We start from the raw sequence: 14,643 nt of genomic DNA, 5'->3' as shown, positions 1-14,643 counted from the left end.
GCGGGTTAATAAACAGAATTTGCCTGGCGGCACTAGCGCGGTGGTCCCACCTGACCCCATGCCGAACTCAGAAGTGAAACGCCGTAGCGCCGATGGTAGTGTGGGGCCTCCCCATGCGAGAGTAGGGAACTGCCAGGCATCAAATAAAACGAAAGGCTCAGTCGAAAGACTGGGCCTTTTGTTTTATCTGTTGTTTGTCGGTGAACGCTCTCCCGAGTAGGACAAATCCGCCGGGAGCGGATTTGAACGTTGCGAAGCAACGGCCCGAAGGGTGGCGGGCAGGACGCCCGCCATAAACTGCCAGGCATCAAATAAAGCAGAAGGCCATCCGAAAGGATGGCCTTTTTGCGCTGGAGCGAAAAAACAATGCCGGATGGCGGCTGCGCCTTATCCGGCCTACGGGTACGATGCACATTGTAGGCCCGGTAAGCGCAAGCGCCACCGGGCAACACAGCGCGCACTACCCCTTCAAATACGCCAGGTTCAACAACGGATACGGCTTCCCGAGATCGTCCACCTCGCTGCGTCCTGTCACCCTAAACCCCATCCTCTTATAAAACCCAACCGCCTGCTCGTTCTGCTCATTCACATTGGTCGTTAACGCTGGTGCCTGAGAAAGCGCATGTTCAACCAACAAACGGCCAACTCCCATCCCACGCACATCAGGATCCACAAACAATGCATCCATATGCTGCCCGCTCAACAACATAAAACCCACCGGCTCATCCTGCGCATTGGCTGCAACCCATAACGGTGCCTCCGGTAAAAATGAGCGTACCAGCGTCTCCAGCTCAGCCCGATACTCAGCAGACAAAAAATGGTGCGTGGCATCAACAGAACGGCACCAGACAGCAACCAGTTTTTCCCCTTCATCGTGCCGTGAACGGCGAATACTAATAACCATAGATACTCCTTTTATTAATTCTTATATTCTACGGTAATGTTGTCGGTGAAACTTTCTCACCTTTCACATGCAGACTCGACATTTCACCTATTCCTGGTTATTGTCAGCTATCTGGATGTCTAAACGTTTATACGTATGTTGTGAGGTAACAAGGTTATGCCGATTCGGGTACAGGACGAGCTACCAGCCGTCAATTTCTTGCGTGATGAAAATGTGTTTGTTATGACCGCATCACGCGCAACAGGTCAGGAAATCCGTCCGCTTAAGGTCCTGATTCTTAACCTGATGCCGAAGAAAATCGAAACGGAAAACCAGTTCCTGCGTCTTCTCTCTAACTCGCCGTTGCAGGTGGATATCCAGCTGTTACGCATTGACGCGCGGGAATCACGCAATACACCTGCCGAGCACCTGAACAACTTCTACTGTAATTTTGACGAGATCCGCGATCAGAACTTCGATGGCTTGATTGTCACCGGTGCGCCGTTGGGGCTGGTCGAATTTAACGATGTCGCCTACTGGCCGCAGATAAAGCAGGTGCTGGAGTGGGCGAAAGATCACGTTACCTCCACGCTGTTTGTCTGTTGGGCCGTCCAGGCCGCGCTGAACATTCTGTATGGCATCCCCAAACAGACCCGCAACGACAAACTCTCTGGCGTCTATGAGCACCACATTCTTCAGCCACACGCCTTGCTTACGCGCGGGTTTGATGACAGTTTCCTCGCCCCACACTCACGCTATGCCGATTTCCCGGCAGCGTTGATACGCGACTATACCGACCTCGATATTCTGGCGGAAACAGACGGCGGAGATGCTTATCTCTTTGCCAGCAAAGACAAGCGTATCGCATTTGTGACGGGCCACCCTGAGTACGACGCGAATACGCTGGCAGGTGAATTTTTCCGTGACGTGGATGCCGGTCTCAATCCGGAAGTGCCGCACAATTACTTCCCGAAAAACGACCCGCAGAACAAACCGCGCGCCACCTGGCGTAGCCACGGTAATCTGCTGTTTGCCAACTGGCTCAACTATTACGTCTACCAGATCACGCCATACGATCTGCGGAATATGAATCCAACGCTGGATTGATCGTCTACGACTCTCGATCCTAAAGCGTTTCAGCACTCTTCCTCAGGCACCTTCGGGTGCCTTTTTTATTTCCGAAAAGCACCTCAATCAATTAAGAAATTTTAATTCCAGTTTAATCATCACGTTACATGTAATTTAAATTAAAAATGGAAATCGTTTTTGATTTTTATTAAATCCTGGATAGTCTTAAAAGTGTTGAATGAAAACTATGCAGCGATCGTCCGTTTACCCCAGGGGAACGATCGGAATACATAATGAGGATCAGCACAATGACACAACAGGCAACAACGGCGGATGAACTGGCATTTACCGAACCTTTTACCGGGCAGGAGCAGCAGATCTTAACGGCTGAAGCCGTTGAATTTCTCAGTGAACTGGTGACGCGCTTTACGCCGAAGCGCAATAAACTGCTGGCTGCGCGCATTCAGCAACAGCAGGATATCGATAACGGAAAGTTGCCTGATTTTATTTCGGAAACTGCTTCCATTCGTAATGGTGACTGGAAAATCCGCGGTATCCCGGAAGACTTACAGGATCGCCGCGTAGAGATCACCGGCCCGGTTGAACGCAAAATGGTGATTAACGCCCTGAACGCCAACGTAAAAGTCTTTATGGCTGATTTCGAAGATTCGCTGGCGCCGGACTGGAACAAAGTGATTGATGGGCAAATCAACCTGCGCGATGCCGTGAACGGCACCATCAGCTACACCAATGAAGCCGGGAAAATCTACCAGTTGAAACCCAATCCCGCGCTGCTGATTTGCCGCGTGCGCGGCCTGCATTTACCGGAGAAACACGTTACCTGGCGCGGTGAAGCCATTCCGGGCAGCTTGTTTGATTTCGCGCTCTACTTCTTCCACAACTACAAAGCGTTGCTGGAGAAAGGCAGCGGCCCTTACTTCTACCTGCCGAAAACCCAGGCCTGGCAGGAAGCGGCCTGGTGGAGTGAAGTCTTCAGCTATGCGGAAGATCGCTTTGACCTGCCGCGCGGTACCATCAAAGCCACTCTGTTGATTGAAACGCTGCCCGCCGTCTTCCAGATGGATGAAATCCTGCACGCGCTGCGCGATCACATTGTCGGCCTGAACTGTGGCCGCTGGGATTACATCTTCAGCTACATTAAAACCCTGAAAAACCACCCGGACCGCGTGTTGCCTGACCGCCAGGTGGTGACGATGGACAAACCGTTCCTCAGCGCATATTCACGCCTGCTGATTAAAAACTGCCACAAACGCGGCGCGTTCGCGATGGGCGGCATGGCGGCGTTTATCCCGAGCAAAGACGCCGAGCGAAATACGCAGGTGCTCAACAAAGTCAAAGCGGATAAATCGCTGGAAGCCAATAACGGCCACGACGGCACATGGGTGGCGCATCCGGGGCTGGCGGACACCGCGATGGCGGTCTTCAACGATGTGCTCGGCGAGCATAAAAATCAGTTATTCGTGACCCGCAGCGACGACGCGCCGATCACCGCCGAACAACTGCTGGCCCCCTGTGACGGTGAACGTACCGAAGAGGGCATGCGCGCCAATATTCGCGTCGCGGTGCAGTACATCGAAGCGTGGATCTCCGGCAACGGCTGCGTCCCTATCTACGGCCTGATGGAAGATGCGGCGACGGCGGAAATCTCGCGTACCTCCATCTGGCAGTGGATCCATCATGAGAAAACCCTGAGCAACGGCAAAGCCGTCACCAAAGCGCTGTTCCGCCAGATGCTGGCCGAAGAGTTGTTGGTGATTCAGGAAGAGCTGGGCGAGCACCGCTTCAGCAGCGGGCGCTTCGACGACGCCGCGCGTCTGATGGAGCAGATCACCACTTCCGACGACCTTATAGACTTCCTGACTCTGCCAGGCTACCGCCTGTTAGCGTAAATCACCACATAACAATATGGAGCATCTGCATATGAAAACCCGTACACAACAAATTGAAGAATTACAGAAAGAGTGGACTCAACCGCGCTGGGAAGGCATTCGTCGCCCCTACAGCGCCGAGGAAGTGGTGAAATTACGCGGCTCGGTTAACCCGGAGTGCACGCTGGCGCAACTGGGCGCGGCGAAAATGTGGCGACTGCTGCACGGCGAATCGAAGAAAGGCTACGTTAACAGCCTCGGCGCGTTGACCGGCGGCCAGGCGTTGCAGCAGGCGAAAGCGGGTATTGAAGCTATCTATCTTTCCGGCTGGCAGGTCGCGGCTGACGCCAACCTGGCATCAAGCATGTATCCGGATCAATCCCTCTATCCTGCGAACTCGGTGCCTGCGGTGGTCGATCGGATCAACAACACCTTCCGCCGCGCGGATCAGATCCAGTGGGCATCCGGTATCGAACCGAACGATCCGCGTTATACCGATTATTTCCTGCCGATCGTTGCCGATGCGGAAGCCGGTTTCGGTGGCGTGCTGAATGCCTATGAACTGATGAAATCGATGATTGAGGCCGGTGCAGCGGCCGTTCACTTCGAAGATCAGCTCGCGTCGGTGAAGAAGTGCGGTCATATGGGCGGAAAAGTGCTGGTTCCGACGCAGGAAGCCATTCAGAAACTGGTTGCAGCGCGCCTGGCGGCCGATGTGATGGGCGTGCCGACGCTGGTCATTGCGCGTACGGATGCGGATGCGGCGGATCTGATCACCTCTGATTGCGATGCTTACGATAGCGAATTCATCACCGGCGAGCGCACCAGTGAAGGCTTCTTCCGTACCCGGGCGGGTATCGAGCAGGCGATTAGCCGTGGCCTGGCATATGCGCCGTATGCAGACCTGGTGTGGTGTGAAACCTCAACGCCGGATCTCGACCTTGCGCGCCGTTTTGCCGAGGCGGTCCACGCTAAATATCCGGGCAAACTGCTGGCCTACAACTGCTCGCCGTCGTTCAACTGGCAGAAAAATCTGGACGATAAAACCATCGCCAGCTTCCAGCAACAACTGTCGGATATGGGCTACAAATACCAGTTCATCACCCTGGCGGGCATTCACAGCATGTGGTTCAACATGTTCGACCTGGCGCGCTCTTACGCGCAAGGTGAAGGCATGAAGCATTATGTTGAAAAAGTGCAGCAGCCTGAATTTGAAGCGGGGAAAGACGGTTACACCTTCGTTTCTCATCAGCAGGAAGTAGGGACGGGCTACTTCGATAAAGTGACGACCATTATTCAGGGCGGCGCTTCCTCGGTAACTGCGTTGACCGGCTCAACGGAAGAGTCACAGTTCTGATCCAGATGCCCGGTGGCGCGTCGCTTACCGGGCCTACACCGTTTCGTATGCCGGATAAGCGTCAGCGCCATCCGGCATACCGCGCTCCGGATGAGGTCGATTATGCCGCGTGGCCTGGAATTACTGATTGCCCAAACTATTTTGCAAGGCTTTGACGCCCAATACGGGCGTTTTCTGGAAGTGACCTCCGGCGCGCAGCAGCGCTTTGAACAGGCCGACTGGCACGCTGTGCAGAAGGCGATGAAAAGCCGTATTCACCTTTATGATCACCACGTCGGCCTGGTGGTGGAGCAGTTGCGCTGCATTACCGATGGTAAAGGCGCGGATGCTGAATTTTTATTGCGTGTAAAGGATCATTACACCGCGCTTCTCCCCGATTACCCTCGCTTCGAAATCGCGGAGAGCTTTTTTAACTCGGTCTACTGCCGGTTATTTGATCACCGCTCGCTCACACCGGAGCGGCTTTTTATTTTTAGCTCACAGCCGGAGCGCCGTTTCCGCACCATTCCACGCCCGCTGGCGAAGGATTTCTTTCCTGAACATGGCTGGGGGCTGCTGCTCAATCGCCTGCTGACTGACCTGCCGCTACGCCTGCCGTGGCAGAATAAACAGCGTGATATCAACTACATCATTGCGCATCTGAGTGAAAACTTCGGCCAGGCGATACTTCAACAATCGCACCTGCAGGTGGCGAACGAACTGTTTTATCGCAATAAAGCGGCATGGCTGGTGGGCAAGCTGGTGACGCCTGCCGCCACGTTGCCCTTTTTAGTACCCATTCACCGCACGGATGAAGGGGAACTGTTTGTTGATACCTGTCTGACCACCGCGACGGAAGCGAGCATTGTCTTTGGCTTCGCCCGCTCCTATTTCATGGTTTATGCGCCACTGCCTGCGGCGATGGTGGAGTGGTTGCGCGAGATTCTGCCCGGCAAATCCACTGCGGAACTGTATATGGCGATTGGTTGCCAGAAGCATGCAAAAACAGAGAGTTACCGCGAATATCTGCACTATATCGCCAGCACCGATGAGCAGTTTATTGAGGCGCCGGGCATTCGAGGCATGGTGATGCTGGTGTTTACGCTGCCAGGTTACGATCGCGTCTTCAAGGTCATCAAAGACAAATTTGCTCCGCAAAAAGAGATGAATGCCGCGCACGTTCGCGCCTGCTATCAACTGGTTAAAGAGCACGATCGCGTCGGGCGGATGGCCGACACCCAGGAGTTCGAAAACTTTGTGCTGGAGAAACGGCAAATCTCGCCTGCGCTGATGGCGCTATTGCAGCAGGAAGCGCCGGAGAAAATCACCGAACAGGGCGAGCACATTGTTATCCGACATCTCTACATCGAACGGCGCATGGTGCCGCTCAATATCTGGCTGGAGCAATCCGAGGGCCAGCAGTTGCGCGACGCGATTGAAGAGTACGGCAACGCCATTCGCCAGCTCGCCGCCGCCAATATTTTCCCCGGCGATATGCTGTTTAAAAACTTCGGCGTCACGCGTCATGGCCGCGTGGTGTTCTATGATTACGATGAAATTTGCTATATGACCGAAGTGAATTTCCGCGATATCCCGCCCCCGCGCTACCCGGAAGACGAGCTGGCCAGCGAACCCTGGTACAGCGTCTCGCCGGGCGATGTCTTCCCGGAGGAGTTTCGCCACTGGCTCTGCGCCGACCCGCGTATCGGCCCGCTGTTTGAAGAGATGCACGCCGACTTGTTCAGCGCCGGCTACTGGCGTGGCCTACAGACGCGCATTAAAAATGGTCATGTGGAGGATGTTTACGCCTACCGTCGTCGCCAGCGTTTCAGCGTGCGTTATGAAACCGATCGTAGGCTGGATAAGGCGCTTGCGCCGCCATCTGGCGTTGTGCCCCGATCAGCCTGATGGTGCTTTGCTTATCAGGCCTGTAAGGGTTCTACAATATATTGAATTAGCGAGATTTTGTAGGCCGGACAAGGCGTTTACGCCGCATCCGGCAAGAACAACGCGCACGTTGTCAGCCATCTGGAATACCCCATCAGCGATGGGGCATTTTTGTTATCGAATCCCACCATACGCCAGCGTCACTTCCTTCGCCGCCTTGATCACCATCGCACCAAACTCCGTTACCCGGTCGTCGGTAATGCGTGAAATCGGCCCGGAAATGGAGATTGCCGCAAACGGCTCGCGGTGCTCGTCATAAATGCAGGACGCCACGCAGCGCAGCCCCAGCGCGTGTTCTTCATCATCAAAGGAATAGCCGCGCTTGCGCGTTTGAGCAAGGTCTTCTTTTAAATGCACCGGCGATACCAGCGTCGCATGGGTATAGGCGTGCAGCCCTTTGCGGTGCAGTAATCCGGTAACTTGTTCTTCGCTCAGTTGCGATAAGAACGCCTTGCCCGCGCCGGAGGCGTGCATTGGCAGTTTGCCGCCAATGGGCGCAGACATGCGCATTAACTGCGTGCACTGAACCTGATCGATAATAATGGCCTGATGGTCGCTTTGATCCAGCACCGCCAGATTGACCGTCTCGCCGGAGTCTTCCATCAGTTTGCGCAGAATAGGGTGGACAATCGCCAGCAGGTTGCGGCTCTGTAAAAAGCTGCTGCCGACGATAAACGCATGCGCGCCCACCGCCCAGTGCCCCAGCTCGCCCACCTGGCGGACGAAACCCTGCTGCTGCATGGTGGTCAGTAAACGGTGAGTGGTGGAATTGGGCAGCCCGGCCTGCTGGGCGAGTTCGGTCAGCGCAACGCTACCGTTTGATTCGGCAATCCATTCCAGTAATTTCAGCCCGCGCGTTAAAGACTGAACCTGGCCACTCTGCACAGCGGTGGCTGCGGCGGGTTTTCTTCCGCGCTTTGCGGGAACGGTGGCAACCATGGCGAACTCCTGTTTCTGTATCGTGGAAATCATTTTCGTTTTATTTGATTATAATGCAATCACCAGACTTACTGATCCGATGAGTCATGGTGAACTTGTCTCATGTAGCGCGTTGTTCTCTTTTCCACCATCAGGGTTTATGCCAGTATGGTCTATTGCCGTTTTTTTCTCTGGGTTTGGTTGAGCGTGGTCGGGAGTGCGTGTGAGCAGCAAAGTTGAACAATTACGTCAGCAGTTAAATGATCGAATTCTGGTTCTGGACGGGGGCATGGGCACCATGATCCAGAGCTATCGCCTGAGCGAAGCGGATTTTCGCGGCGCGCGTTTTGCCGACTGGCCGTGCGACCTCAAAGGTAACAACGACCTGCTGGTGTTGAGCAAGCCGGAGGTGATCTCCGCCATTCATGATGCCTACTTCGACGCGGGCGCGGATATCATTGAAACCAACACCTTTAACTCCACGACCATCGCCATGGCGGATTACCAGATGGAATCCCTGTCGGCGGAAATCAACTTCGCTGCCGCCAAACTGGCGCGCGCCTGCGCCGATGAGTGGACCGCACGCACGCCGGAAAAACCGCGCTACGTGGCTGGCGTTCTTGGCCCCACCAACCGCACGGCGTCCATCTCACCGGACGTCAACGACCCGGCATTCCGCAATATCACCTTTGATGGGCTGGTGGCCGCATACCGGGAATCGACGAAAGCGCTGGTGGAAGGCGGCGCGGACCTGATCCTGATTGAAACCGTCTTCGACACTCTCAACGCCAAAGCGGCGATTTTTGCGGTAAAAGAAGAGTTTGAAGCGCTGGGCGTTGACCTGCCGATCATGATTTCCGGCACCATCACCGATGCTTCCGGGCGTACGCTCTCCGGGCAAACTACGGAAGCGTTTTATAACTCCCTGCGCCACGCTGAAGCGCTGACCTTTGGCCTGAACTGTGCACTGGGGCCGGATGAATTGCGCCAGTACGTACAGGAACTGTCGCGCATTGCGGAATGCTACGTCACCGCGCACCCCAACGCCGGGCTGCCAAACGCCTTTGGTGAATACGATCTCGATGCCGACACGATGGCAAAACAGATCCGTGAATGGGCGGAAGCGGGCTTTCTGAATATTGTCGGCGGTTGCTGTGGCACCACGCCGGAACACATTGCCGCGATGAGCCGCGCCGTTGCCGGGCTGCCGCCGCGCAAGCTGCCTGAACTGCCCGTCGCCTGCCGCCTGTCTGGCCTGGAGCCGCTGAACATTGGCGACGACAGCCTGTTTGTGAACGTGGGGGAACGCACCAACGTCACCGGTTCCGCTAAGTTCAAGCGCCTGATTAAAGAAGAGAAATACAGCGAAGCGCTGGATGTGGCGCGTCAGCAGGTGGAAAGCGGCGCACAGATTATCGATATCAACATGGATGAGGGGATGCTCGATGCCGAAGCGGCGATGGTGCGTTTCCTCAATCTGATTGCCGGCGAGCCGGATATCGCTCGCGTACCGATTATGATCGACTCCTCCAAATGGGAGGTCATCGAAAAAGGTCTGAAGTGCATTCAGGGCAAAGGCATTGTTAACTCCATCTCGATGAAAGAGGGCGTGGACACCTTCATTCACCATGCCAAACTGCTGCGTCGCTACGGTGCGGCGGTAGTGGTGATGGCCTTTGACGAACAGGGTCAGGCCGATACCCGCGCGCGTAAAATCGAGATTTGCTGTCGGGCGTACAAAATTCTCACCGAGGAAGTCGGCTTCCCGCCGGAAGATATCATCTTCGACCCGAACATCTTCGCGGTGGCGACCGGGATTGAAGAGCACAACAACTATGCGCAGGACTTTATCGGCGCCTGCGAAGACATCAAACGCGAACTGCCGCACGCGCTGATCTCCGGCGGCGTCTCCAACGTCTCGTTCTCGTTCCGTGGTAACGATCCGGTGCGTGAAGCTATTCACGCGGTGTTCCTCTACTACGCCATCCGTAACGGAATGGATATGGGGATTGTGAACGCCGGGCAACTGGCGATTTACGACGACCTGCCGACTGAACTGCGCGATGCGGTGGAGGATGTGATCCTCAATCGTCGCGACGATGGTACCGAGCGTTTGCTGGATCTTGCCGAGAAATATCGCGGCAGCAAAACCGACGACACCGCCAACGCCCAGCAGGCCGAGTGGCGTTCGTGGGAGGTGAAAAAACGCCTCGAATACTCGCTGGTGAAAGGTATCACTGAATTTATCGAGCTGGATACGGAAGAGGCGCGTCAACAGGCAACACGCCCGATTGAAGTGATTGAAGGCCCGCTGATGGACGGTATGAACGTGGTCGGCGACCTGTTCGGCGAGGGTAAAATGTTCTTGCCGCAGGTGGTGAAATCGGCGCGCGTTATGAAACAAGCGGTGGCGTATCTCGAACCGTACATTGAAGCCAGTAAAGAGAAGGGCTCGAGCAACGGTAAGATGGTGATCGCGACCGTAAAAGGCGATGTCCACGATATCGGTAAAAACATCGTCGGCGTGGTGTTGCAGTGCAACAACTACGAAATCATCGACCTTGGCGTGATGGTGCCCGCCGACAAAATCCTGAAAACCGCCAGGGAAGTGAACGCGGATCTGATTGGTCTCTCTGGCTTGATCACCCCGTCGCTGGACGAAATGGTTAACGTCGCGAAAGAGATGGAGCGTCAGGGCTTCACCATCCCGCTGCTGATTGGCGGTGCGACCACCTCCAAAGCGCACACGGCGGTGAAAATTGAGCAGAACTACAGCGGCCCGACGGTGTATGTGCAGAACGCCTCGCGCACCGTTGGCGTCGTTGCGGCGCTGCTTTCCGCTACCCAGCGAGACGACTTCGTCGCCCGCACGCGTAAAGAGTACGAGACCGTGCGTATCCAGCATGGCCGTAAGAAACCGCGCACCCCGCCAGTGACCTTGCAGGCCGCGCGCGAAAACGATCTGGCATTCGACTGGGCGAGTTATACGCCGCCGGTGGCCCACCGTCTCGGCGTGCAGGAAGTGGAAGCCAGTATCGAAACGCTGCGCAACTACATCGACTGGACGCCGTTCTTTATGACCTGGTCGCTGGCCGGGAAATATCCGCGAATTCTTGAAGATGAAGTTGTTGGCGAAGAAGCGCAGCGTCTGTTTAAAGATGCCAATGAGTTACTCGACAAACTGAGCGCCGGGAAAACGCTGAATCCGCGCGGCGTGGTCGGCCTGTTCCCGGCAAACCGCGTGGGCGACGACATTGAAATCTATCGTGACGAAACGCGCACGCACGTACTCACCGTCAGCCGTCATTTACGCCAACAGACCGAGAAAGTCGGCTTCGCAAACTACTGCCTTGCTGATTTTGTCGCGCCGAAGCTGAGCGGTAAAGAAGACTACATCGGCGCGTTCGCCGTCACCGGTGGGCTGGAAGAGGATGCGCTGGCGGATGCTTTCGAAGCGCAGCACGATGATTACAACAAAATCATGGTGAAAGCGATTGCCGACCGTTTAGCCGAAGCCTTTGCGGAGTATCTCCATGAGCGTGTGCGAAAAGTTTACTGGGGCTATGCGCCGAACGAGAATCTCAGCAACGAAGAACTGATCCGCGAAAACTACCAGGGCATTCGCCCGGCCCCCGGCTACCCGGCCTGCCCGGAACACACGGAAAAGGGCACCATCTGGGAACTGCTGGACGTCGAAAAACACACCGGCATGAAGCTGACGGAATCGTTCGCCATGTGGCCTGGCGCGTCGGTCTCCGGCTGGTATTTCAGCCACCCGGACAGCAAGTACTACGCGGTCGCGCAAATTCAGCGCGACCAGGTGGAAGATTACGCCCGCCGCAAAGGGATGAGCGTAGAGGAAGTTGAACGCTGGCTGGCCCCGAATCTGGGGTATGACGCGGACTAACGTCACTTTTTCTTACAACAAACAGGGCGCTCAATGAGCGCCTTGTCTCTTTCTTTTGAGTAAACCCTTATACTGGAAGAAGGCTTCGTCGGTTTTGCCCGGTGGCGCTGCGCTTACCGGGCCTACAGGGTTCGTCGCCGGATTCACGCCTTGCCTGTAGGCCGGATAAGCGAAGCGCCATCCGGCAGAACCGCGCAGATAGCCTCAGGAAAACAATAACGATAAGGAGAACCCCACTCTGTGTTAACGCTGTTACACCTGCTTTCCGCTGTCGCCCTGCTGGTCTGGGGCACTCACATTGTCCGCACGGGCGTGATGCGCGTCTTCGGCGCGCGCCTGCGCACCGTCCTCAGCCGCAGTGTTGAAAAGAAACCGCTCGCCTTCTGCGCGGGCATTGGCGTCACTGCGCTGGTGCAGAGCAGTAACGCCACGACCATGCTGGTGACGTCGTTCGTCGCCCAGGACCTGGTTGCCCTGACGCCCGCCCTGGTGATTGTGTTGGGGGCCGATGTGGGGACCGCGTTGATGGCGCGTATCCTCACCTTCGATTTATCCTGGCTGTCGCCGCTGCTGATTTTTATCGGCGTGATCTTCTTCCTCGGCCGCAAACAGTCGCGTGCCGGGCAACTGGGGCGTGTCGGGATTGGCCTTGGCCTGATTTTGCTGGCACTGGAGCTCATCGTCCAGGCGGTCACGCCGATCACCCAGGCCAACGGCGTACAGGTGATATTTGCCTCGCTCACCGGCGACATCATGCTGGATGCGCTGATTGGCGCGATGTTCGCCATCATCAGTTATTCGAGCCTGGCCGCCGTACTGCTGACCGCCACGCTAACCACCGCGGGAATTATCTCCTTCCCGGTGGCGCTGTGTCTGGTGATTGGCGCTAACCTCGGCTCCGGCCTGCTGGCGATGCTCAACAACAGCGCCGCCAACGCTGCTGCTCGGCGCGTGGCGCTGGGCAGTTTGCTGTTCAAGCTGGTGGGCAGTCTGGTCATTCTGCCATTCGTCCACGTACTGGCAGATACGCTGCACAAACTGCCGCTGCCGGAATCGGAACTGGTTATCTATTTCCACGTCTTCTACAACCTGATTCGTTGCGTGGTGATGATCCCGTTCGCCGAGCCGATGGCGCGTTTCTGCAAACGGATGATTCGTGATGAGCCGGAACTGGACGCACGCCTGAAGCCCAAGCATCTCGATACCACCGCGCTCGACACGCCAACGCTGGCGTTAGCCAATGCCGCGCGTGAAGCGTTGCGTATCGGCGATGCGATGGAATTGATGCTGGAAGGGTTGAAAAAGGTGATGCACGGCGAGCCGCGTGAAGAGAAAGAGCTGCGCAAGCTGGCGGACGACATTAACGTGCTCTACACCGCCATCAAGCTCTATCTGGCCCGTATGCCGAAAGATGAACTGGCTGAAGAGGAATCCCGGCGCTGGGCGGAAATCATCGAGATGTCGCTCAACCTGGAGCAGGCTTCAGATATCGTGGAGCGCATGGGCAGTGAGATCGCCGATAAATCGCTGGCGGCCCGCCGCGCGTTTTCGGTGGAAGGGCTGAAGGAGCTGGATGCGCTTTACGACCAACTGCTGAGCAACCTGCAACTGGCGATGTCGGTATTCTTCTCCGGCGACGTCACCAGCGCCCGCCGTCTGCGCCGTAGCAAGCATCGCTTCCGCATCCTGAATCGCCGTTACTCGCACGCTCACGTCGATCGTCTGCACCAGCAGAACGTGCAGAGTATTGAAACCAGCTCACTGCACCTTGGCCTGCTGGGGGATATGAAACGTCTTAATTCGCTATTTTGCTCAGTGGCTTACAGCGTGCTGGAGCAGCCGGACGAAGATGACGAGCGGGATGATTATTAGTGTATTTTGACACCGGATGCGCAGCGCTTATTTAGCCTACAATCGGCACAATCTGTAGGCCGGATAAGCGCAGCGCATCCGGCAAAATCTTTTACAAGCGGTGGCCTGCTTCCAGCGGCACCGCCTCTTCACCTGCTTTAAACAGATAGTTAGTATTTGGCCCGCCAAGCGTCGTAACTTCACCGCTCACCTGAATCCAGTTACCCTCCGGCAAACCAATCACCGTCAGTTCCGGCGCGGCAACCAGCAGTTCGCGGATGCGCTGCTCGCGCGTTTCGCCCTGATGCCCCTCCGGTAACGCATTGGTAAAGTGCGGGTTAATTTGCAGCGGGAATAACCCCAGCGCATCAAAACCTTGCGGATCGACAATCGGCATATCATTGGTAGTGCGAATGGTTGGACAGGCCAGATTCGAGCCCGCACTCCAGCCGATGTACAGCGCGCCGCGCTTCACCACATCAACAATCGGTGCCAGCAGCCCGCGCTCGCGGCTCTCTTTCAGCAACTGGAAGGTATTCCCCCCGCCGACAATCACGAGGTCCGCATTTTCAATAGCCGCAATCGGATCGGCAGCGTTATGAATACCGACGACCGATACGTCCATCGGCTCAAAGACCGCCGCCGTTTTTGCCGTGTAGGCATCCCACGTTTGCGTCACGCCCGCGAAGGGAATAAACACCGCCGAACGGCGACCGTTTAGTGCGCCACGAATCAGCGGCAGCGCATGTTCCAGCCAGGCTTTACCCGGCAACGCCGAGTTACTTAACAGCAGCAGTTCCATTCTTTCTCCAGACAATCAGGGAATTAAGGGGTTGATGACTAT

The 14,643-nt window shown here is 56.0% G+C and carries 9 protein-coding genes and 1 rRNA gene; 7 read left to right on the top strand and 3 right to left on the bottom strand.

Features of this window, described 5'->3' with window-relative positions; all coding sequences use genetic code 11:
* Positions 1–22: 22 nt before the first annotated feature.
* Positions 23–138: ribosomal RNA gene (gene rrf / locus G163CM_RS16565) — 5S ribosomal RNA — on the top strand.
* 322 nt (positions 139–460) lie between these two features.
* Here the strand turns inward: rrf and G163CM_RS16560 are convergent.
* Complete coding sequence (locus tag G163CM_RS16560; RefSeq protein ID WP_231825675.1) at positions 461–904, bottom strand: acetyltransferase; 444 nt, start codon at positions 902–904, stop codon at positions 461–463.
* A gap of 156 nt (positions 905–1,060) precedes the next feature.
* Between G163CM_RS16560 and metA the strand changes: the two genes are divergently transcribed.
* From metA to aceK, 4 genes are all read left to right on the top strand, one after another.
* The gene (metA, locus tag G163CM_RS16555; protein ID WP_231825674.1) at positions 1,061–1,990 is read left to right on the top strand and encodes a homoserine O-acetyltransferase MetA; all 930 of its coding nucleotides are present in this window, start codon (positions 1,061–1,063) and stop codon (positions 1,988–1,990) included.
* A gap of 269 nt (positions 1,991–2,259) precedes the next feature.
* Positions 2,260–3,861 (top strand): malate synthase A, encoded by a 1,602-nt coding sequence (gene aceB / locus G163CM_RS16550; protein WP_231825673.1) that lies wholly within the window; start codon positions 2,260–2,262, stop codon positions 3,859–3,861.
* Positions 3,862–3,892: 31 nt separating this feature from the next.
* Entirely contained in the window at positions 3,893–5,197 is a 1,305-nt protein-coding gene (gene aceA, locus G163CM_RS16545; protein ID WP_231825672.1) for an isocitrate lyase, read from the top strand.
* 102 nt (positions 5,198–5,299) lie between these two features.
* Positions 5,300–7,084, top strand: coding sequence for a bifunctional isocitrate dehydrogenase kinase/phosphatase (aceK, locus tag G163CM_RS16540; RefSeq protein WP_231825671.1), 1,785 nt, complete (start codon positions 5,300–5,302; stop codon positions 7,082–7,084).
* A 153-nt stretch (positions 7,085–7,237) separates the two neighbouring features.
* Here the strand turns inward: aceK and iclR are convergent, their stop codons facing one another.
* Positions 7,238–8,062, bottom strand: coding sequence for a glyoxylate bypass operon transcriptional repressor IclR (gene iclR / locus G163CM_RS16535; RefSeq protein ID WP_015966364.1), 825 nt, complete (start codon positions 8,060–8,062; stop codon positions 7,238–7,240).
* Between the two features lie 202 nt (positions 8,063–8,264).
* Here iclR and metH point away from each other — a divergent pair, with 202 nt between their 5' ends.
* Positions 8,265–11,948 (top strand): methionine synthase, encoded by a 3,684-nt coding sequence (gene metH, locus G163CM_RS16530; protein ID WP_231825670.1) that lies wholly within the window; start codon positions 8,265–8,267, stop codon positions 11,946–11,948.
* A 240-nt stretch (positions 11,949–12,188) separates the two neighbouring features.
* Positions 12,189–13,820, top strand: a complete 1,632-nt coding sequence (locus G163CM_RS16525) for a Na/Pi cotransporter family protein (protein ID WP_015966362.1) — start codon at positions 12,189–12,191, stop codon at positions 13,818–13,820.
* A gap of 91 nt (positions 13,821–13,911) precedes the next feature.
* Here the strand turns inward: G163CM_RS16525 and pepE are convergent, their stop codons facing one another.
* Complete coding sequence (pepE, locus tag G163CM_RS16520; protein ID WP_231825669.1) at positions 13,912–14,601, bottom strand: dipeptidase PepE; 690 nt, start codon at positions 14,599–14,601, stop codon at positions 13,912–13,914.
* Positions 14,602–14,643: the final 42 nt, after the last annotated feature.

Source organism: Pseudocitrobacter corydidari (assembly GCF_021172065.1).
GTDB classification, from domain to species: Bacteria; Pseudomonadota; Gammaproteobacteria; order Enterobacterales; family Enterobacteriaceae; genus Pseudocitrobacter; species Pseudocitrobacter corydidari.
Note: the sequence above shows the minus strand (reverse complement) of the source record. Positions and strands in the feature narration are given on the sequence as shown.

Coding starts and splice junctions, on each gene's coding strand:
- G163CM_RS16560 (WP_231825675.1), bottom strand. CDS start 904: ATGGTTATTAGTATTCGCCGTTCACGGCACGATGAAGGGGAAAAACTG.
- metA (WP_231825674.1), top strand. CDS start 1,061: ATGCCGATTCGGGTACAGGACGAGCTACCAGCCGTCAATTTCTTGCGT.
- aceB (WP_231825673.1), top strand. CDS start 2,260: ATGACACAACAGGCAACAACGGCGGATGAACTGGCATTTACCGAACCT.
- aceA (WP_231825672.1), top strand. CDS start 3,893: ATGAAAACCCGTACACAACAAATTGAAGAATTACAGAAAGAGTGGACT.
- aceK (WP_231825671.1), top strand. CDS start 5,300: ATGCCGCGTGGCCTGGAATTACTGATTGCCCAAACTATTTTGCAAGGC.
- iclR (WP_015966364.1), bottom strand. CDS start 8,062: ATGGTTGCCACCGTTCCCGCAAAGCGCGGAAGAAAACCCGCCGCAGCC.
- pepE (WP_231825669.1), bottom strand. CDS start 14,601: ATGGAACTGCTGCTGTTAAGTAACTCGGCGTTGCCGGGTAAAGCCTGG.